This is a genomic window from Streptomyces phaeochromogenes, assembly GCF_001418655.1.
GTDB lineage: Bacteria > Actinomycetota > Actinomycetes > Streptomycetales > Streptomycetaceae > Streptomyces > Streptomyces phaeochromogenes.
Genome location: NZ_LIQZ01000015.1, coordinates 12,992 through 30,562, shown reverse-complemented (window position 1 = coordinate 30,562; position 17,571 = coordinate 12,992). Strand labels below are relative to the sequence as shown.

Here is a 17,571-nt window from a genome sequence, read left to right as displayed (position 1 = left end):
GGGCGGTGGCAGGGGCGGAGCGCTGGTCGGGAACGCGGGACGCGTGGTCGGGTCCGGGTCCGAATGCGGCGGGGGGATCGGTGTGATCCTGGGGGGCGGGTATCGCCTCGTACGTCATGGCCGACGTCGCGGTCGGCCCGACAGGAGCAGGTCCGGCGTGAGCGGCCCCGGTATGGGTGGCCCCGACATGAGCGGCACCGGCATGGCGGGCGCTGGCGCCGGGAGCGTTGCCATGAGAGGCGTCGGCAGGCACGGACCTGGCGTCGGTGGGGTCGCCGTAGGCGTGGCCGCCGTCAGGGGAGCCCGCGTGGCGGCCGAGCGTCTCCGTGGCTCCGGTGTCGGCTCGTTCGGTGTCGGAGACGGTCTCGTCGGTCGGGGGTATTCGCTGCCGCGTCGTGGCGTCGGCGCCCTGCGCGGGCCTGCCGACGGGGCGCAACGCGGCCAGGCGGTGGCCCTCGGGCCCCTCGGGCGCCTCCTGCTCGCCGCCCGTGGGCGGTTCCGGCGGCTTGTGCGGCGTGAACCAGCCGCCCCCGCCGCTACCCCCTGAAGTGCCGTTGTCGGCCGACGTGGTGGTCGGAGCGTCCATGTTGTGCCTCGCCTCGAACATCTTTCGGTCGGTCTGCGCACTTCCTCGATCGGAAGATGCCTGCTTTCCCCCGCAGACTGCTTGCCTTCCCCGTTCCGCCCCGTCGCCCCATGGCGGCCACATTGAACTCGGAATCCCGCACCCTACGGACAAGTAAGCCGAGAGTGTGACATTGGCCGCACTACCGCCATCGCAGCGTCTCACCCTGTACCAACACCCCGGTCATGTAACCGGAAATGCGGGTCTTCGATCTCTCTGTCCCGTTAGGCTGCATTGCCCTTTGTTCGCCCTGGCGGGATGTACGGACATCACACCGGACACGAACCGGAGTCGACCATACCGGCCGCCGTCCGGCACACAAGTCCCCTCTTCCCCACGTCGGGAATCGAAGGGGGACCGGACCGTCGATTCCTTCAATTACCGGGCAGTGCGCACCAATTCATAGGCATCCCGCAGATCCCGCCCCATGTAGGAGTGGGTGGCGAGACCTTCCAGATGCAGATCCGCATTGACGGCGACGGATAGCGGAACCACCCCGAACAGGTCCCTGTCCGACATCGAGTCGCCGTACGCGACGCAGTCGGCCCTCGTCACTCCGAACTCCGCGCAGAGCCGGTCCGCGATCCCCACCTTGGCCGCCGCGCTCAGGAGCCCGACAGGATCCACCGGCTCGGTGAACGGCACCGCGGGGAAGCGCGATCCGTACGCCGCGTGCGCGCCCCAGCCCGTCAGCCGTTCGACAAAGAACGAGGGTGAGAGCGAGACGACGGCGCAGTAGTCGCCGCTCCCCCTGACCTCCGCCCAGACGTCCTGGATGCCCTCCAGCCACGGCGCACGCGCGAAAGCGGTCGCCACATGGGCCTCGGTGAGATCCCTCCAGAGGGCGTGTACCCGCGTCGCGTACTCCGGCGGGCCTATGAGTCCCGCTCCGATCGCCTCGTCGAGCGCCTTGGTCTCAGCTTCCAGGCCGAGCTGCCGGGAGATCTCCACGGGCGCCGAGGTGCCGTGCAGCAGGGTCCCGTCCAGATCGAAGAGATGAAGTCTCGCCATGTACGCCGAGGCTAGTACGTGGGGTTACTCCCGCCAGCAGACGTACTCTGCGCTCCCGCCCGGCACGGTGTTTCACGTGAAACTAAGCCGCCCCGCACGCCGGGCCACCCTCGTCGTCCATGTAGCCGCCTCCGCGGGCTGGCTCGGGCTCACGCTCGGGCTGCTCGCTCTGGGGATCACCGCGACCACCACAGGGGCCGCGGTGACCGTGGAGGCCTCCGTCCGCGCCATGAAGCTGTTCGCCGACTGGCTCCTGCTCCCCGTCGCGTTCCTCACGCTCGTCAGTGGTCTGGTGCTGTCCCTGGGCACGCCGTGGGGGCTCGCGAGGCACCGCTGGGTCTACATCAAGTTCTGGCTGACCCTGGCCACGATCACCGCCACTGTCTTCGCGCTGCGCCCTGGAGTCGGTTCCGCCGTCACAGCAGTTTCTGCGGGTGGCCCGCTTCCTGACGCCGGTGATGTTCTGTTCGGGCCGATCGTCTCGCTGTCCGCCTATCTCTTCATGACGGTGATCTCGGTCCTCAAGCCCTGGGGACTGACCCGGCGTGGACGAAGGCTGCGTGAGCAGAAGTCAGCCGGGCAGAGGTCGGTCAGGGAGAAGTCGCGTGGGCAAAAGATCAGTGCGGCTGCCCAGAAACCGGTGGACGCCGAGCGGGCTTCTCAGACAGCCTGACCTGCGTGTCGACTCCTTCCCCCGCCTTCCAGCCCATCCGCCGCCTGACGCCACGCGATCTCTCCGCCTGCGCCGATCTGTCCGAGAACCGCGGCTGGCCCCGCGAGGAGCACAAGTGGGGCCTCCTGCTCACGGCCGGCACCGGTTACGGCATCGACGACCCCGACGGGGGTCTCGTCACCGCCTGCGTCGTGACCTCGTACGGGCCCCAGGACCGTCCCGCCCTGGCCGCCATCGGCATGGTGCTGGTCGCCGAGCGGCATGCTCGCCAGGGCGTCGGACGCAGGCTGATGCGGCATGTCGTTGCCCAGCTGGGCACCACACCGGTGACGCTGCACGCGACGCCGTACGGGCGCCCTCTCTACGAGGAGCTGGGGTTCAAGACCACCGGACGGGCCGAGATGGTCCGCGGCCACTTCGTCCCGGGCGGCCCGGAATCCGAGGTCGCCACGCGTGCGGCCACCGCCGAGGACCTCACCGCGATCCTCCGGCTCGACGAAGAGGTCTTCGGTACCGACCGCACGCACATGATCACGCGTCTGCCCGCGTTCGCCGACCAGCTCCGTGTCGCCGAGGAGGACGGCCGTGTCATCGGCTACGCGGCTGCCTGGCCCAACCTGGACAACCATGTCGTGGGTCCGCTGATCGCCCGGGACACGGAGACGGCCAAGGCGCTCATCGCCTCGCTGGCCGCCCACGTCGACGGGCCTTTGCGCACCGACATCGACGTACGGCACGAGGAGTTGCTGGCGTGGGTGAAGGAGCGCGGGCTCGCCCCCACGGCTTTCAACGCGGTCATGACGTACGGCATCGCGGAGTTGCCGGGCGACTGGACGCGACGGTTCGCTCCGCTCACGGTGGCGGCGGGCTGAAGGGCCGAGAGTGAGCTCGGCGGCCGAGAGCTGAGCCTCTGAGAACTCCGCGGACGAGCTCGGCGGTCGACAGCCGGCGGCATACCGAAACGCCTGCCCCATCCGGGGCAGGCGTTTCGGTATTTCCTGGCGCCAGGGCGCTTTCGAGCGCTCCTAGGCGAGTGTCTTCAGCGCGGCGGTGGCGAAGCCGTGGTCCTGCTCCGGCGCGCCGCCGCCGACACCGATCGCGCCGATCAGACGGCCGTCGCGGTGGACCGGCACACCGCCCGCGATGAAGAGCAGCGGGCGGTCGAGGGCGGTGGGCAGGGTGTGGAAGAGGCCACCCGGCTGCACGGCGTCGACGAGGTCGGCGGTGGGGGTGTCCAGCTGCAGTGCCGTGTAGGCCTTGCGGGTGCTGGTCTCACCGGAGATCAGTACGGCCCGGTCGTCGCGCCGGAAGGCGAGCAGGTGGCCGCCCGCGTCGAGGACCGTGACGCTGACCTTCACGTCGGCGGCCTCCGCGGCGCGACGGGCGGCCGTGACGAGAGCCTCGGCGTCCTGGATGGTCAGCGGGGTGACGGTGGTGGTGCTCATGAGCTTGTTTCTCCTTGATGGGTGGTGCTGTGTGGGGGTGGTGGCCTGCGAGGAGGCCGGTCCATTGAGGTGCAGGTGAAGACTTGCTCGGGGCCTCGGTCGGACGCCGGGACAGCTCTGGCCCAGCGGCCGACCACGCCGGGCGGATACGACCGCCCAGGCAGCGGGTCAGTGGGGAACAGCGGCCTTCTGCGGCCCGGACTCCGTCGACGCTGCCCCGGCCCCGATCTCGGTGGCGATCAGGCCGTCGGCGGTGTTGGCGGCGTCGGACCGGCGCTCCAGAGCGGCCGAGAGGACGGCCAGCACGAGGGCGGCGGCGGCGAGGATCGCGCCGACCCAGTTCGGGGCGGTGTAGCCGAGGCCGGCCGCGATGACGAGGCCGCCGAGCCAGGCGGAGAGGGCGTTGCCGAGGTTGAAGGCGCCGATGTTCACGGCGGAGGCGAGCGTCGGGGCGCCGTGCGCCTGGTCGAGCACCCGCTTCTGGAGCGGCGGCACGGTGGCGAACCCTAGGGCACCGATCAGCGCGATGGTCACGGCCGCCGCGATCTTGTTGTGTGCGGTGACTGTGAAGAGCGCGAGTACGACCGCGAGGGCGCCCAGGGAGACGTACAGCATCGGCATGAGGGCGCGGTCGGCGAACTTGCCGCCGACGAGGTTGCCGCCGACCATGCCGAGGCCGAAGAGGACGAGCAGCCAGGTGACGGAGCCGTCTGCGAAGCCGCCCACGTTCGTCATCATCGGCGCGATGTAGGTGATCGCCGCGAAGACTCCGCCGAAGCCGAGGACGGTCATCGCCATGGCGAGCAGCACCTGGACGTTCTTGAACGCGGCCAGCTCGTGGCGCAGGCGCACACCTTCCGCCTTGGGCATGTCGGGGACGAGCTTGGCGATGCCCGCCAGGCCGAGGACACCCAGGGCCGCGACGATCGTGAACGTCACGCGCCAGCCGGCGGACTGGCCGATGAGGGTGCCCAGCGGTACGCCGACGACGTTGGCGACGGTCAGGCCCGTGAACATCATCGAGATGGCGCCGGCCTTCTTGTCGGGCGCGACGAGGTCCGCGGCAACGACGGCGCCGATACCGAAGAAGGCACCGTGCGCGAGCGAGGCGACCACGCGGCCGATCAGCATCACGGTGAAGTTGGGAGCGACGGCGGAGAGCAGGTTGCCGACGATGAAGAGCCCCATGAGAAGCATCAACATCCGCTTGCGGGTCACCTTGGTGCCGAGGACCGTCATGAGCGGCGCACCGAACATGACGCCGAGCGCGTAGCCGGTCACGAGGAAGCCCGCGGTGGGGATGGAGACACCGAAGTCACCCGCGACGTCGGGCAGCAGGCCCATGATCACGAACTCGGTGGTTCCGATTCCGAAGGCCCCGATCGCGAGGGCAAGAAGCGCGAGAGGCATGGGGGAGAACCTTCCCAGACGATTGCAGGAGCGCTTTACGTGCGTTGACAATACTTGCAGACGCCGACTAATTGCAAGCGCGGACTATTGCGGCAGTGCTCTATCCTGGTGTCAGCCGCTCCGGTACGGAGGAGAACGCCATGACAGCGACCGACCCCGCGCTCACCGCCCTCGCCCAGGGCTGGTGCGCCCTCTCCCTGCTGCACGGGAGGATCGAGGCGCACATCGAACGGGCCCTGCAGACGAAGCACGACCTGAGCGTGCGCGAGTACTCGCTGCTCGACGTCCTCAGCCGTCAGCACGACGGCGACGGCGGCCATCTCCAGATGAAGCAGGTCGCCGACGCGGTCGTCCTCAGCCAGAGCGCCACCACGCGACTGGTGACCCGGCTGGAGGACCGCGGGCTGCTCTTGCGCTACCTGTGCCCGACTGATCGCCGCGGCATCTACACGAACGTCAGCGAGGCGGGCCTCAAGCTCCTCGGCGAAGCCCGGCCCACCAACGACGCCGCCCTGCGCGAGGCACTCGACGCGGCGGCCATGAACCCCGAGCTGGCTCCGCTGGTCCGCGTCGTCGAGTCGGCGAGCGTGCCGACGCCCGCTTAGCGAGCGCGGCTGCGCTGCGCGCGCCGTGACGCGTCAACCTCGGAGCACGTCAGCGTCGCGTCACGTCTGCGTAGGGGCACGTCAGCGCAGTGGCACGTCTGCGTAGGGTGCTGCCATGGGAGATCTTGAGATACGACCGGCTGTCCCGGACGACGTCCCTGCCATCGTCGCGATGCTCGCCGACGACCCTCTGGGAGCGCAGCGCGAGTCACCGGACGACCTGAGCCCCTATCTGGCCGCCCTGGAGCGCCTGCGCAAGGATCCGAACCAGCACCTGGTCGTCGCCGTGCGCGAGGGCCGTGTCGTCGGCACGCTCCAACTCACGATCATTCCGGGGCTGTCCCGCAAGGGCGCGACCCGCTCGATCATCGAAGGCGTACGCATCCATGCCGACGAGCGCGGCAGCGGCCTGGGCACCCGCTTCATCGAGTGGGCCATCGACCGTTCCCGGAGCGAAGGCTGCCAGTTGGTGCAGCTGACCTCCGACGTCAGCCGCACCGACGCCCGCCGGTTCTACGAACGAATCGGCTTCACGGCATCCCACGTCGGGTTCAAGCTGCAGCTCTGAGGCAGGCGGATCCCGGCCGCCGGGTCGGTGCACAAGTCCGCGCACGGCGGGGGGGCGCCCTGTTTCACGTGAAACATCACGCCCCCGCCCCTGCAGCTCACCCATCGCAGGGCGGCTAGCGGATCCCGCGCCACCCCTCAGGATCCACACCACCCGGCACGGAAGCCCCCTCCTCGTACGGCTGCCGGGTGAACACGAACGACCCGAGGTCCAGGTGGTCCACTGATCCGTCGGGGCGCCGTAGGGCCCTCAGGGCCTCGCCGGCGTAGTAGCCGTCGAGTCCTGTCCAGGTCCCGTCTCCGGTGGCCCGGAAACGCGAACGCCTGCCGTTGCCGGACAGGGGCCCGAGCGAAACACCCCCGTCAGCCGTCAAGCGCAGCGCGAAGGCGTGAGTTCCCCAGTACCACGGTCCTGCCAACTCCAATACGGAGCGGTCGACCTCGGGCAACGGCCGCCACGGCTCGGGGATCCGAGGCTCGGCCTCGGCGACGATACGTACGAGATCGGCGGCGACCGCGAACACCGGTGGGCCGGAGGTGCAGTTGGCGAGCACGACGGCGGCCAGGTCGTCCTCGACACTGATCATGAAACCGGCGAGGAAACCCGGAAGGGAACCGGAGTGCCCCGCGAGCATCCGGCCGTCCCGGTACTGGACCTGCATACCGAGGCCGTACGCGCTGCCGGCCTCCACCTCTTCGGCTTCGGCGGGTGCGGCGGGCGTACGCATCTCCCGTACGGACTCGGCGCTCAGCACCCGGTCGTCGCCCTTGGCCAGGAAGACTGCGAAGCGAGCCAAGTCACCTGTGGTCGACCAGAGTTGGCCTGCCGGTGCCATCCGGCCCAGGTCCTCGACGGGCTCCGGCAGCATCACGTCCGCCCAGGGATGCACGGCCCAGCCGCCCGCGTGCGGTGCTTGAGGCTCCGCACCCGTGCGGTGCAGCCCCAGCGGTTCGAGTACCTCGTTCCGTAGGGCCTCCTCCCACGGGACTCCCCTCAGCTCCTCCACCAGCGCGCCCAGCAACGTATAGCCGGGGTTCGAGTAGTGGAACCGCCGTCCGACGGGATGGCGGTGCGGCTGTTCGCCCAGCACGTCGGCGAGCTCGGGACGCAGCGATCCGGGGGTGCGCTCCCACCAGGGAGAGGGTGATTCGGCTGCCAAACCGCTTGTGTGCGCGAGGAGTTCAGCGATCGTCGCCTCCCCCGCGCCGGTGCCCGGGAGATGCTTCTCCAGCGGATCCCCCAGGTCCAGGACGCCTTCGTCGCGCAGCCGCAGCACCAGGACAGCGGTGAACGTCTTGGTGATCGAGCCGATCCTGTACTGCACGTTCTCGTCCGGCCCGTGCCCGTCCACCGAGGTGCGGGAACCGTGCCACACCGTCTCTCCACCCCTGACGACCGCCGCCACCAGTGACGGCGCCCGCCCTCCGGCCTGAGCGGTGGCGATTCGGTGCAGCAGGGCCCGTCGTGTGGCGGGGAGCAGTTCTTCCGCAGGTGTCGTCATGACCCAAGTCCATCTGCCCCGGTGTCCCGCGTCGAGCGCATTTGAGCCCGACGCAGGATCCAGCGGCCCACGGATCACGGGTCACGGGTCACCGCAAGCGTTGCGCACGCAGGACGGTGTCGTGGGTGTGGTGGGTGCCGGCAGGTGCGGGAGCGGTTCGTGGGCAGGTTTCGTTGATCAGGACAGTCCAGTCGTCGTCGAGGAGTTCGCCGATGTCGTCGGGCTGGTAGTAGTCGCCGGGGTCGAAGCCCTGCTCCGGGCGTGGGGACAGGTCGGCGAGGTCGTGGCTGGCGAAGAGCAGGGTGCCGCCAGGTGCAACGGCGTTCAGCAGGCCGCGCAGGGCAGCGTGATCCGGCTGGAGTGAGAGCGGGAAGTACTGAACGGACACCAGGTCGAACGCGTCGGCCGGGGGTGGCGTGATGTTCAGGTCGGCCCGTGTCCACGCCACACGGCCCTCGATGTCCACGGCAGCGGCTGCCGCGCGCCGCAGGGCGGTCGTCGAGATGTCGACCGCGGTGACCTGCCAGCCGTGCCGGGCCAGCCAGATGGCGTCGGCGCCTTCACCGCATCCGACGTCGAGCGCCTGTCCCGGCGGCAGGCCGGTGACCTCGGTGACGAGCACTCCGTTGGGGTCGCCGCTGAAGACCTGGTCGCGGCTGCGATACATCTCGTCCCAGAACTGTGCGTCCATCGCCTGTGCATCCATTGCCCGTGCCTCGCCTAAGTGCCTAGTGGGTCGGATGCCATGGCGCCGGTCGCCCATGGCCTGCCGCCAACCTGACCTCGCCCATGACGAACCGACAAAGTTCTTTGCGAAAACTGCAAAGCCGTGGGCACGGTGAACGCATGAGCGACGAGTTCGACACCGTGCTGGCCGCGGTCGGGCCGCGGCTGCGCGAGTTGCGGCGCCGCAGCGGGGCCACCCTGACCGCCCTGTCGGAGACCACCGGCATTCCGGTCAGCACCCTGTCCCGGCTGGAGTCCGGGCACCGCAAGCCGGGCCTGGAACTGCTGTTGCCCCTGGCCAAGGCCTATCAGATGCCGCTCGACGAACTCGTCGGCTCCCCGCCCGGCCTCGACCCTCGGGTATACCCGCAGCCGTTCACCCGCAACGGCATGACCGTCATCCCGCTGACCCGCAAACCCGGCGGTCTTCAGGCGTTCAAACAGATCCTCCCGGCCGGCCCGACCGACCGCGAACCCGATCCCCGCTCGCACGAGGGGTACCACTGGCTGTACGTCCTCAACGGACGACTGCGCCTCGTACTCGCCGGCCAGGACCTCGTCCTCACCACGGGCGAGGTCGCCGAATTCGACACCCACCTCCCGCACTGGTTCGGCAACGCCGACGAGCGGCCGGTGGAGTTCCTGAGCATCCTCGGCCCCCAGGGCGAACGCTTCCACATCAGGGCCCGCTACCGGCGCGACTGACCGCCGCGCCCGACCACCGTCCGGACGGACGACACCGCCCGGCTGTCACGGCTGTCGGGACGGACGACGATCAGGTCTGTGCCATGTCCACGAAGCGGGAGTAGTGGCCCTGGAAGGCGACCGTGATCGTGGCCGTCGGGCCGTTACGGTGCTTGCCCACGATGATGTCCGCCTCGCCGGCGCGCGGCGACTCCTTCTCGTACGCGTCCTCGCGGTGCAGCAGGATCACCATGTCCGCGTCCTGCTCGATCGACCCGGATTCACGCAGGTCGGAGACCATAGGCTTCTTGTCCGTGCGCTGCTCGGGGCCACGGTTCAGCTGCGACAGCGCGATCACCGGCAGCTCAAGCTCCTTGGCGAGCAGCTTGAGGTTTCGCGACATGTCGGAGACCTCCTGCTGTCGGCTCTCGGACCGCTTGCCGCCCGACTGCATCAGCTGCAGATAGTCGATGATCACGAGCTTCAGGTCGGCACGCTGCTTCAGGCGACGGCACTTGGCGCGGATCTCCATCATCGACAGGTTCGGAGAGTCGTCGATGTAGAGCGGCGCGGCCGAGACGTCCGGCATCCGGCGCGCGAGCCGGGTCCAGTCCTCGTCGGTCATCGTCCCGGAACGCATGTGGTGCAGGGCCACACGCGCCTCGGCGGACAGCAGACGCATCGCGATCTCGTTGCGGCCCATTTCGAGCGAGAAGATCACGCTCGGCATGTTGTGCTTGATCGAGCAGGCTCGTGCGAAGTCCAGCGCCAGCGTCGACTTACCCATGGCGGGACGGGCGGCGATAATGATCATCTGGCCCGGGTGCAGACCGTTGGTGAGCTGGTCGAGGTCGGTGAAGCCCGTCGGCACACCGGTCATCTCCCCCGACCGCGAACCGATCGCCTCGATCTCGTCGAGCGCGCCCTCCATGATGTCGCCGAGCGGCAGATAGTCCTCGGTGGTGCGCTGCTCGGTGACCGCGTAGATCTCCGCCTGGGCGCTGTTGACGATCTCGTCCACGTCACCGTCGGCCGCGTACCCCATCTGCGTGATGCGGGTACCGGCCTCGACCAGGCGGCGCAGCACGGCCCGCTCGTGGACGATCTCCGCGTAGTACTCGGCGTTCGCCGCCGTCGGGACCGTCTGGACCAGGGTGTGCAGATACGAGGCGCCGCCGACCTTGGTGATCTCGCCGCGCTTGGTGAGCTCGGCGGCGACCGTGATCGGGTCGGCCGGCTCACCCTTCGCGTAGAGGTCGAGAATCGAGCCGTAGATGGTCTCGTGCGCCGGCCGGTAGAAGTCGTGGCCCTTGAGGACCTCGACAACATCGGCGATGGCGTCCTTCGAGAGCAGCATGCCGCCGAGAACGGACTGCTCGGCGTCCAGGTCCTGCGGCGGCACTCGCTCGAATGCCGAACCTCCGCCGTCCCAGGCTCCGTTGTCCGAACCGCGGTCGTGCTGGTCGTCTCTGCCCCGGCCACCGTCGCGGCGCTGGCGGGAGGCGGGCAGACGATCACTGGGACCGCTGTCGGCCCACGGATCGTCCAAGGGCTCGGAAATACTCACCGGGCCACCTCCTCCCGTCCGCCGAGCGGACCTCGCCGTGCCCCTCATTCCTACGGCACGACACTGACAAATGAGATGCCCAACTCCGGTTCTGACGCGTCGGTTTTGTGAGGTTTCCGAGGACGGAGAAGCGAGCGGGTGCCGCACCACGGTAGGCCCGCGGGCACCGTCAGCCAATCTGGTTATCCACAGGCCATGTGGACGACGGCCCCGATGCTGTGGAGAACCCGGCAAAACCTGTGCACGACCCGGTGGACAGGCCTGTGAACAAGCACTCAGCATCATTTCCGCACCCATCCTGACCTGCGAATATCCCGTCCACCGGCTGTGCAGAAGAAAAACTTTCCCGGTCGGATCAAGATCGACGCGAATGGCGCCAGGCAGCGCATCCCACGAGATTCAAGGTAAGGGTCATTGGACACTTGCATCTCTTACCTGTGGAAGATTAGATTGATGCGCATGACACAGGCTCCCGCGGCACCCAAGGCCGCCCGGCGACGGCACGACCGAGAGATCGTCGCGCTGGCCGTTCCGGCCTTCGGCGCACTCATAGCCGAGCCTCTCTTCCTCATGGTCGACACCGCGATCGTCGGCCATCTCGGCACCGCGCAACTCGCCGGTCTCGGCATCGCCTCGGCTCTCCTCGTCACAGCCGTGAGCATCTTCGTCTTCCTCGCGTACGCCACCACGGCCGCCGTCGCCCGGCGGGTCGGGGCGGGCGACCTCCAGGCCGCGATCCGCCAGGGCATGGACGGCATCTGGCTGGCCCTGCTGCTCGGCGCCGCCGTCATCGCCGTAGTGCTGCCCACCGCGCCCGCCCTGGTGGAACTTTTCGGCGCCTCTGACACCGCCGCCCCCCACGCCACCACCTATCTGCGCATCTCGGCCCTCGGTATCCCCGCGATGCTCGTCGTCCTCGCCGCCACCGGCGTCCTCCGCGGCCTGCAGGACACCAAGACACCTCTCTACGTCGCCATCGGGGGCTTCGTCGCCAACGGTGCCCTCAACGCTGGCCTCGTCTACGGCGCGGACCTCGGCATCGCCGGCTCCGCCTGGGGAACCGTCATCGCCCAGTACGGCATGGCCGCCGTGTACCTCGTCGTGGTGGTCCGCGGAGCACGGAAGCACGGGGCATCCCTACGACCGGACGCCGCCGGGATACGCGCCTGCGCCCAGGCCGGCGCACCGCTGCTGGTCCGCACCCTCTCGTTGCGCGCGATCCTGATGATCGCCACCGCCGTCGCCGCCCGCCTCGGAGACGCCGATGTCGCCGCGCACCAGATCATCCTGTCGCTGTGGAGCCTGCTCGCCTTCGCCCTCGACGCCATCGCCATCGCGGGGCAAGCCATCATCGGCCGCTATCTCGGCGCCGGAGACACCAAGGGAGCCCGCGAGGCCTGCCGCCGCATGGTGGAGTGGGGCATCGCCGTCGGCGTTGTGCTCGGCGGGCTGGTGATTGTCAGCCGCCCCCTGTTCCTGCCGCTCTTCACCAGCGACTCGGTCGTCCATGACACCGCACTGCCCGCCCTGCTCATGGTGGCGCTCTCCCAGCCGATCTGCGGGATCGTCTTCGTCCTGGACGGCGTGCTGATGGGCGCGGGAGACGGCCCGTATCTCGCATGGGCCATGATCCTCACTCTGGCGGTCTTCGCTCCGGTGGCACTGCTCGTGCCTGTATTCGGCGGCGGGCTGACCGCCGTTTGGGGAGCGATGACTCTCATGATGACCGTGCGGATGCTGACCCTGTGGCTGCGCACTCGGTCGGGCCGCTGGATCGTCACAGGCGCCACGCGCTGAGCAAACCTGCTCCGGCGTCGCGGAGGTACGTGAGGCCGCTCGGTTTCACGTGAAACAACGAGCATTCCGCCGCGTTCCCCGACGACGGATTCGCCTTGTTTCACGTGAAACACCCGCCGCCCGTGAGTCCTGCCGGAGGCGCGCTCCCTTCCCGCAGGCCCAGAAAAACAGCGAGGGCCGCACCCTTGGGGTGCGGCCCTCACATGTACTGCTAGCGCACCGCTTACGCGGCGACGACCTCGATGTTGACCTTGGCGGCCACCTCGGGGTGCAGACGCACAGACGTCTCGTGAGCGCCCAGCGTCTTGATCGGCGAGCCCAGCTCGATGCGGCGCTTGTCGACGTCGGGGCCACCGGAAGCCTTGATCGCCGAGGCGACGTCAGCCGGAGTGACGGAACCGAAGAGACGACCGGCGTCGCCGGAGCGAACGGCCAGACGGACCTTCACACCTTCGAGGCGGGCCTTGATCTCGTTGGCCTGCTCGATGGTCTGGATCTCGTGGATCTTGCGAGCACGACGGATCTGCTCGACGTCCTTCTCGCCACCCTTGGTCCAACGGATTGCGAAGTTCCGCGGGATCAGGTAGTTGCGAGCGTAGCCGTCCTTGACGTCGACGACGTCGCCCGCGGCGCCGAGGCCGGAGACCTCGTGGGTGAGGATGATCTTCATTAGTCGGTCACCCTTCCCTTATCGCGCGGTGGAGGTGTAGGGCAGCAGCGCCATCTCACGGCTGTTCTTCACAGCCGTGGCGACGTCACGCTGGTGCTGCGTGCAGTTGCCGGTCACGCGGCGGGCACGGATCTTGCCGCGGTCGGAAATGAACTTCCGCAGCATGTTCGTGTCCTTGTAGTCCACGTACGTGACCTTGTCCTTGCAGAATGCGCAGACCTTCTTCTTAGGCTTGCGCACAGGCGGCTTCGCCATGTGTGTTTCTCCTGTGTGATCAAGAAGTGTGGGTACGGCCCACCCTCAGCCCGTGGGCTAGAAGGGGGGCTCGTCCGAGTAGCCGCCGCCGGAGCCGCCGGCAGCGCCGCCGGAGCTTCCGCCCCAGCCGCCGCCACCGCCGCCGCCCTGCTGGCCGCCGCCGAAGCCACCGCCACCCTGACCGCCACCACGACCACCGGGGGTCTTGGTGACCTTGGCAGTGGCATAGCGCAGCGAGGGGCCGATCTCGTCAACCTCGAGCTCCACGACAGTCCGCTTCTCGCCCTGCTGGGTCTCGTACGAACGCTGCCGCAGTCGTCCCTGAGCGACGACGCGCATACCACGCGTCAGCGATTCGGCGACGTTCTCTGCGGCCTGACGCCAGATCGACGCACGGAGGAACAGCGCGTCGCCGTCCTTCCACTCGTTGGTCTGGCGGTCGAACGTTCGAGGCGTCGACGCGATCGTGAAGTTCGCGACGGCCGCACCGGACGGGGTGAAGCGCAGCTCGGGGTCGTCGGTTAGGTTTCCGACGACGGTGATGACGGTCTCGCCTGCCATGGGGGAACCTCTCGGCGGTTTTGCTGCGGGCTTGCTGCTACTCGAATCCCAAGAACCGCTGAACTAGGAAGTTCAGTGGGTCTCGGGACGGAGGACCTTGGTCCGGAGGACCGACTCGTTCAGGTTCATCTGGCGGTCGAGCTCCTTGACGACCGCAGGCTCGGCCTGCAGGTCGATGACCGAGTAGATGCCCTCGGGCTTCTTCTTGATCTCGTACGAGAGACGACGACGGCCCCAGGTGTCGACCTTCTCGACCTTTCCGTTGCCCTCACGGACGACGGAGAGGAAGTTTTCGATCAGGGGGGCGACAGCGCGCTCCTCGAGATCGGGGTCGAGGATGACCATCATTTCGTAGTGACGCATGTGGAACCCACCTCCTTTGGACTCAACGGCCACGGTCGTTCCGTGGCAGGAGGGTTGTGATGCGTACGCAACGGTATCGGCCGCCACTGACAATCGGGCCCACCGATCAGCGAACTGAGCGGGGGATCGTGTCGTGGCCCGGGCAGACACCGGTGCAGACGGTACAGACTACCTGCACACCGGCTTGCGGTTGAAATCCGGGGCCCGAGACCGTCAATCTGTACACATCGGGTGTGTATGGCGCTACGATGCGCCGCCTTCCGCAGGAGGTGCCACATGGCACAGGCATTGCGACCCAACTCCAAGACCGTCGGTTCCCTGTTCGCCACCGACCACAAGCCCCATCCGCTCCAGGACACCCTGCTCGCCGTGACGCTCGTCCTCGGAGTGACGGCCTTCGTCACCGCGATGTTCCACAGCCTCCATCTGCTCAGCTCGTGGACGGGACTGGTGGGCATCCTGACCGGGGCGGCCGGACAGTTCGTCTCCGTGACGACCCGGGAGCGCTTCGGGCTGATCCTGGGTCTCGGTGCCTCCGGCGTCGGCTTCTTCCTCGGCATGGCACACGGCGGCCTCTTCGGCGGCGTCATCGGCTGACGGCGCCCCGGCTCTCGGGAGCCGCCGGCCCGCGGTCTTCCCAACGCCCGGCCCCACGGCCGGACAACACCTCCGGGTGCCCCGGCCACGTATTGGTCGGGGCACAGGTTCCATACGGCCAGACGAGGCGCTCGCAGGGCGCAGTAGGCTTCGGCGCGAGAGCCGGAGCCCCTGTACCCATGGGGACACACCAGCCCGAGGAGCGCCCCGAATGAGCCTGACCCTGAGGACCATCAGCCGAGAGCAGCATCTGGCGTACATCCAGAGTCTGCCCGCGGCTAGCCACATGCAGGTCCCGGCCTGGGCAGACGTGAAGGCCGAGTGGCGCTCCGAGAGCCTCGGATGGTTCGACAACAGGTCCGGCGAGATGGTCGGGGCGGGTCTCGTCCTGTACCGCCAGCTGCCCAAGATCAAGCGCTACCTCGCCTATCTGCCCGAGGGTCCGGTCATCAACTGGTTCGCGCCGAATCTGACCGACTGGCTGGATCCGATGCTCGCGCACCTCAAGCAGCAGGGCGCCTTCTCCGTGAAGATGGGCCCGCCGGTGATCATCCGGCGCTGGGAGGCCGCTTCGATCAAGAAGGGCATCCAGGACCCGGACGTGAAGCGCCTGCGTGACATCGAGGCGGACTTCATCGAGCCGCGCGCCTTCGAGGTCGCCGACAAGCTGCGGCGCATGGGCTGGCAGCAGGGCGAGGACGGCGGGGCCGGCTTCGGCGACGTACAGCCCCGCTACGTCTACCAGGTGCCGCTGGCCAACCGGTCGCTGGAAGACGTCCACAAGGGCTTCAACCAGCTCTGGCGGCGCAACATCAAGAAGGCCGAGAAGGCCGGCGTCGAGGTCGTCCAGGGCGGTTATCAGGACCTGGAGGAGTGGCAGCGCCTCTACGAGATCACGGCGCTGCGCGACCACTTCCGACCCCGACCGCTCTCGTACTTCCAGCGCATGTGGACGGCTCTCAACACCGAGGACCCCAACCGCATGCGGCTGTACTTCGCCCAGCACGAGGGTGTGAACCTCTCCGCCGCGACGATGCTGGTCGTCGGCGGGCACGTCTGGTACTCCTACGGAGCCTCCGACAACATCGGGCGTGAGGTCCGGCCCTCGAACGCGATGCAGTGGCGGATGCTGCGCGACGCCTACGCGCTCGGCGCCACCGTCTACGACCTGCGCGGCATCTCCGACTCGCTGGACGAGACCGATCACCTCTTCGGCCTCATCCAGTTCAAGGTGGGCACCGGCGGGCAGGCCGCCGAATACCTCGGTGAGTGGGACTTCCCGCTCAACAAACTGCTCCACAAGGCGCTCGACATCTACATGTCGCGCCGCTGACGTACCAGAATTCGCCTTCATACCTCTGATACACCGCTGCCACGAGAAAGGTTCCAGGTCCGGCCATGGCGCTCACGCTCTACGTCGACACCGCACGCTGGCGGGCGCACCACAAGCACGTGTCCGAGCAGTTCCCGGGGCTCGTCCCCGTCTGCAAGGGCAACGGCTACGGCTTCGGCCACGAGCGGCTCGCGGACGAGGCCACCCGTATGGGCTCGGACGTCCTGGCCGTGGGCACGACGTACGAGGCCGCGCGGATCAAGGACTGGTTCGGCGGCGACCTGCTCGTGCTGACGCCGTTCAGACGGGGCGAGGAGCCCGTACCGCTGCCCGACCGGGTCATCCGCTCGGTGTCGTCGGTCGACGGCGTCTACGGCCTCGTCGGCGCCCGTGTCGTCATCGAGGTCATGTCCTCCATGAAGCGGCACGGTGTGAGCGAGCAGGACCTGCCCCAGCTCCACGCCGCCATAGAGAACGTGCGCCTCGAGGGCTTCGCGATCCACCTGCCCCTGGACCGCACCGACGGCTCGGACGCCGTCGAAGAGGTCATCGGCTGGATGGACCGGCTGCGCGCGGCCCGGCTGCCGCTGCACACCATGTTCGTCAGCCACCTCAAGGCCCAGGAACTCGCCCGGCTGCAGCAGCAGTTCCCGCAGACCCGCTTCCGCGCCCGCATCGGCACGCGGCTGTGGCTGGGGGACCACGACGCCACCGAGTACCGCGGAGCCGTCCTGGACGTCACGCCCGTCTCCAAGGGCGACCGTTTCGGCTACCGCCAGCAGAAAGTGGCTTCGGACGGCTGGCTGGTGGTCGTGGCGGGCGGTACGTCGCACGGGGTGGGCCTGGAGGCCCCGAAGGCCCTGCACGGCGTCATGCCGCGTGCCAAGGGCGTCGCCAGGGCCGGCCTCGCCACGGTCAACCGGAACCTCTCACCGTTCGTCTGGGGCGCCAAGCAGCGCTGGTTCGCGGAGCCCCCGCACATGCAGGTCTCGATCCTCTTCGTGCCCTCGGACGCCCCGGAGCCGAAGGTCGGCGAGGAGCTGGTGGCCCATCTGCGGCACACCACCACGCAGTTCGACCGCATCGTCGAGCGCTGACAGCGGGGAGACACCAAGCCCCGCGCACAGACGAAAGGCCGTACACGGACTCCGTGTACGGCCTTTTTCGTGGCTCACTCACA

At 68.5% G+C, this 17,571-nt stretch carries 19 protein-coding genes and 1 pseudogene; 9 read left to right on the top strand and 11 right to left on the bottom strand.

Annotated elements, in window-relative coordinates; genetic code table 11:
- A pseudogene (locus AOK17_RS51910) lies at positions 1 to 586 on the bottom strand (globin domain-containing protein); the annotation flags it as partial.
- 417 nt (positions 587 to 1,003) lie between these two features.
- Complete coding sequence (locus tag AOK17_RS02710) at positions 1,004 to 1,636, bottom strand: HAD family hydrolase (RefSeq protein WP_055610630.1); 633 nt, start codon at positions 1,634 to 1,636, stop codon at positions 1,004 to 1,006.
- A 76-nt stretch (positions 1,637 to 1,712) separates the two neighbouring features.
- On the opposite strand from AOK17_RS02710, the gene AOK17_RS02705 reads away from it, so the two are divergent.
- The gene (locus AOK17_RS02705) at positions 1,713 to 2,309 is read left to right on the top strand and encodes a hypothetical protein (protein WP_055610632.1); all 597 of its coding nucleotides are present in this window, start codon (positions 1,713 to 1,715) and stop codon (positions 2,307 to 2,309) included.
- 5 nt (positions 2,310 to 2,314) lie between these two features.
- Positions 2,315 to 3,181 carry a GNAT family N-acetyltransferase gene (locus tag AOK17_RS02700; protein WP_055610629.1) on the top strand — a complete coding sequence of 289 codons (867 nt, stop codon included), beginning with the start codon at positions 2,315 to 2,317 and terminating at the stop codon, positions 3,179 to 3,181.
- Positions 3,182 to 3,334: 153 nt separating this feature from the next.
- On the opposite strand, the gene AOK17_RS02695 is transcribed toward AOK17_RS02700, so the two are convergent.
- Positions 3,335 to 3,754 (bottom strand): GlcG/HbpS family heme-binding protein, encoded by a 420-nt coding sequence (locus AOK17_RS02695; protein ID WP_055610628.1) that lies wholly within the window; start codon positions 3,752 to 3,754, stop codon positions 3,335 to 3,337.
- A 168-nt stretch (positions 3,755 to 3,922) separates the two neighbouring features.
- A complete protein-coding gene (locus tag AOK17_RS02690; RefSeq protein WP_055610627.1) occupies positions 3,923 to 5,164 on the bottom strand; it encodes an MFS transporter in 1,242 nt (413 codons plus the stop codon).
- Positions 5,165 to 5,304: 140 nt separating this feature from the next.
- Here AOK17_RS02690 and AOK17_RS02685 point away from each other — a divergent pair, with 140 nt between their 5' ends.
- Both AOK17_RS02685 and AOK17_RS02680 read left to right on the top strand, forming a co-directional pair.
- Positions 5,305 to 5,769, top strand: coding sequence for a MarR family winged helix-turn-helix transcriptional regulator (locus AOK17_RS02685; RefSeq protein ID WP_055610626.1), 465 nt, complete (start codon positions 5,305 to 5,307; stop codon positions 5,767 to 5,769).
- Positions 5,770 to 5,884: 115 nt separating this feature from the next.
- Positions 5,885 to 6,337: a GNAT family N-acetyltransferase gene (locus AOK17_RS02680; RefSeq protein WP_055610625.1), complete on the top strand. Its 453-nt coding sequence runs from the start codon at positions 5,885 to 5,887 to the stop codon at positions 6,335 to 6,337.
- Positions 6,338 to 6,452: 115 nt separating this feature from the next.
- Here the strand turns inward: AOK17_RS02680 and AOK17_RS02675 are convergent, their stop codons facing one another.
- Both AOK17_RS02675 and AOK17_RS02670 read right to left on the bottom strand, forming a co-directional pair.
- Positions 6,453 to 7,838, bottom strand: coding sequence for a serine hydrolase domain-containing protein (locus tag AOK17_RS02675; protein WP_055610624.1), 1,386 nt, complete (start codon positions 7,836 to 7,838; stop codon positions 6,453 to 6,455).
- Positions 7,839 to 7,926: 88 nt separating this feature from the next.
- Entirely contained in the window at positions 7,927 to 8,529 is a 603-nt protein-coding gene (locus AOK17_RS02670; protein ID WP_055610623.1) for a class I SAM-dependent methyltransferase, read from the bottom strand.
- A gap of 155 nt (positions 8,530 to 8,684) precedes the next feature.
- Between AOK17_RS02670 and AOK17_RS02665 the strand changes: the two genes are divergently transcribed.
- Positions 8,685 to 9,269 carry a helix-turn-helix domain-containing protein gene (locus AOK17_RS02665; protein ID WP_055610622.1) on the top strand — a complete coding sequence of 195 codons (585 nt, stop codon included), beginning with the start codon at positions 8,685 to 8,687 and terminating at the stop codon, positions 9,267 to 9,269.
- Between the two features lie 70 nt (positions 9,270 to 9,339).
- Here AOK17_RS02665 and dnaB read toward each other — a convergent pair whose 3' ends face one another.
- The gene (dnaB, locus tag AOK17_RS02660) at positions 9,340 to 10,815 is read right to left on the bottom strand and encodes a replicative DNA helicase (RefSeq protein ID WP_055610621.1); all 1,476 of its coding nucleotides are present in this window, start codon (positions 10,813 to 10,815) and stop codon (positions 9,340 to 9,342) included.
- Between the two features lie 459 nt (positions 10,816 to 11,274).
- Between dnaB and AOK17_RS02655 the strand changes: the two genes are divergently transcribed.
- Positions 11,275 to 12,612 (top strand): MATE family efflux transporter, encoded by a 1,338-nt coding sequence (locus AOK17_RS02655; RefSeq protein WP_055610631.1) that lies wholly within the window; start codon positions 11,275 to 11,277, stop codon positions 12,610 to 12,612.
- 223 nt (positions 12,613 to 12,835) lie between these two features.
- Here the strand turns inward: AOK17_RS02655 and rplI are convergent, their stop codons facing one another.
- The 4 genes from rplI to rpsF form a co-directional block, all read right to left on the bottom strand.
- Positions 12,836 to 13,282 carry a 50S ribosomal protein L9 gene (gene rplI / locus AOK17_RS02650; protein ID WP_055610620.1) on the bottom strand — a complete coding sequence of 149 codons (447 nt, stop codon included), beginning with the start codon at positions 13,280 to 13,282 and terminating at the stop codon, positions 12,836 to 12,838.
- Positions 13,283 to 13,300: 18 nt separating this feature from the next.
- A complete protein-coding gene (gene rpsR / locus AOK17_RS02645) occupies positions 13,301 to 13,537 on the bottom strand; it encodes a 30S ribosomal protein S18 (protein WP_003949403.1) in 237 nt (78 codons plus the stop codon).
- 57 nt (positions 13,538 to 13,594) lie between these two features.
- The gene (locus tag AOK17_RS02640; RefSeq protein ID WP_055610619.1) at positions 13,595 to 14,098 is read right to left on the bottom strand and encodes a single-stranded DNA-binding protein; all 504 of its coding nucleotides are present in this window, start codon (positions 14,096 to 14,098) and stop codon (positions 13,595 to 13,597) included.
- A gap of 72 nt (positions 14,099 to 14,170) precedes the next feature.
- A complete protein-coding gene (gene rpsF, locus AOK17_RS02635; RefSeq protein WP_055610618.1) occupies positions 14,171 to 14,461 on the bottom strand; it encodes a 30S ribosomal protein S6 in 291 nt (96 codons plus the stop codon).
- A 276-nt stretch (positions 14,462 to 14,737) separates the two neighbouring features.
- On the opposite strand from rpsF, the gene AOK17_RS02630 reads away from it, so the two are divergent.
- The 3 genes from AOK17_RS02630 to AOK17_RS02620 all read left to right on the top strand — a co-directional run bounded on the left by AOK17_RS02630 (position 14,738) and on the right by AOK17_RS02620 (position 17,488).
- Positions 14,738 to 15,058 (top strand): hypothetical protein, encoded by a 321-nt coding sequence (locus AOK17_RS02630; RefSeq protein WP_055610617.1) that lies wholly within the window; start codon positions 14,738 to 14,740, stop codon positions 15,056 to 15,058.
- A 211-nt stretch (positions 15,059 to 15,269) separates the two neighbouring features.
- Positions 15,270 to 16,391, top strand: a complete 1,122-nt coding sequence (gene femX, locus AOK17_RS02625; protein ID WP_055610616.1) for a peptidoglycan bridge formation glycyltransferase FemX — start codon at positions 15,270 to 15,272, stop codon at positions 16,389 to 16,391.
- 65 nt (positions 16,392 to 16,456) lie between these two features.
- Positions 16,457 to 17,488 carry an alanine racemase gene (locus AOK17_RS02620; RefSeq protein ID WP_055610615.1) on the top strand — a complete coding sequence of 344 codons (1,032 nt, stop codon included), beginning with the start codon at positions 16,457 to 16,459 and terminating at the stop codon, positions 17,486 to 17,488.
- The last annotated feature ends 83 nt before the right edge of the window (positions 17,489 to 17,571 follow it).

Coding starts and splice junctions, on each gene's coding strand:
- AOK17_RS02710 (WP_055610630.1), bottom strand. CDS start 1,636: ATGGCGAGACTTCATCTCTTCGATCTGGACGGGACCCTGCTGCACGGC.
- AOK17_RS02695 (WP_055610628.1), bottom strand. CDS start 3,754: ATGAGCACCACCACCGTCACCCCGCTGACCATCCAGGACGCCGAGGCT.
- AOK17_RS02690 (WP_055610627.1), bottom strand. CDS start 5,164: ATGCCTCTCGCGCTTCTTGCCCTCGCGATCGGGGCCTTCGGAATCGGA.
- AOK17_RS02685 (WP_055610626.1), top strand. CDS start 5,305: ATGACAGCGACCGACCCCGCGCTCACCGCCCTCGCCCAGGGCTGGTGC.
- AOK17_RS02680 (WP_055610625.1), top strand. CDS start 5,885: ATGGGAGATCTTGAGATACGACCGGCTGTCCCGGACGACGTCCCTGCC.
- AOK17_RS02675 (WP_055610624.1), bottom strand. CDS start 7,838: ATGACGACACCTGCGGAAGAACTGCTCCCCGCCACACGACGGGCCCTG.
- AOK17_RS02670 (WP_055610623.1), bottom strand. CDS start 8,529: ATGGACGCACAGTTCTGGGACGAGATGTATCGCAGCCGCGACCAGGTC.
- AOK17_RS02665 (WP_055610622.1), top strand. CDS start 8,685: ATGAGCGACGAGTTCGACACCGTGCTGGCCGCGGTCGGGCCGCGGCTG.
- AOK17_RS02655 (WP_055610631.1), top strand. CDS start 11,275: ATGACACAGGCTCCCGCGGCACCCAAGGCCGCCCGGCGACGGCACGAC.
- rplI (WP_055610620.1), bottom strand. CDS start 13,282: ATGAAGATCATCCTCACCCACGAGGTCTCCGGCCTCGGCGCCGCGGGC.
- rpsR (WP_003949403.1), bottom strand. CDS start 13,537: ATGGCGAAGCCGCCTGTGCGCAAGCCTAAGAAGAAGGTCTGCGCATTC.
- AOK17_RS02640 (WP_055610619.1), bottom strand. CDS start 14,098: ATGGCAGGCGAGACCGTCATCACCGTCGTCGGAAACCTAACCGACGAC.
- rpsF (WP_055610618.1), bottom strand. CDS start 14,461: ATGCGTCACTACGAAATGATGGTCATCCTCGACCCCGATCTCGAGGAG.
- AOK17_RS02630 (WP_055610617.1), top strand. CDS start 14,738: ATGGCACAGGCATTGCGACCCAACTCCAAGACCGTCGGTTCCCTGTTC.
- femX (WP_055610616.1), top strand. CDS start 15,270: ATGAGCCTGACCCTGAGGACCATCAGCCGAGAGCAGCATCTGGCGTAC.
- AOK17_RS02620 (WP_055610615.1), top strand. CDS start 16,457: ATGGCGCTCACGCTCTACGTCGACACCGCACGCTGGCGGGCGCACCAC.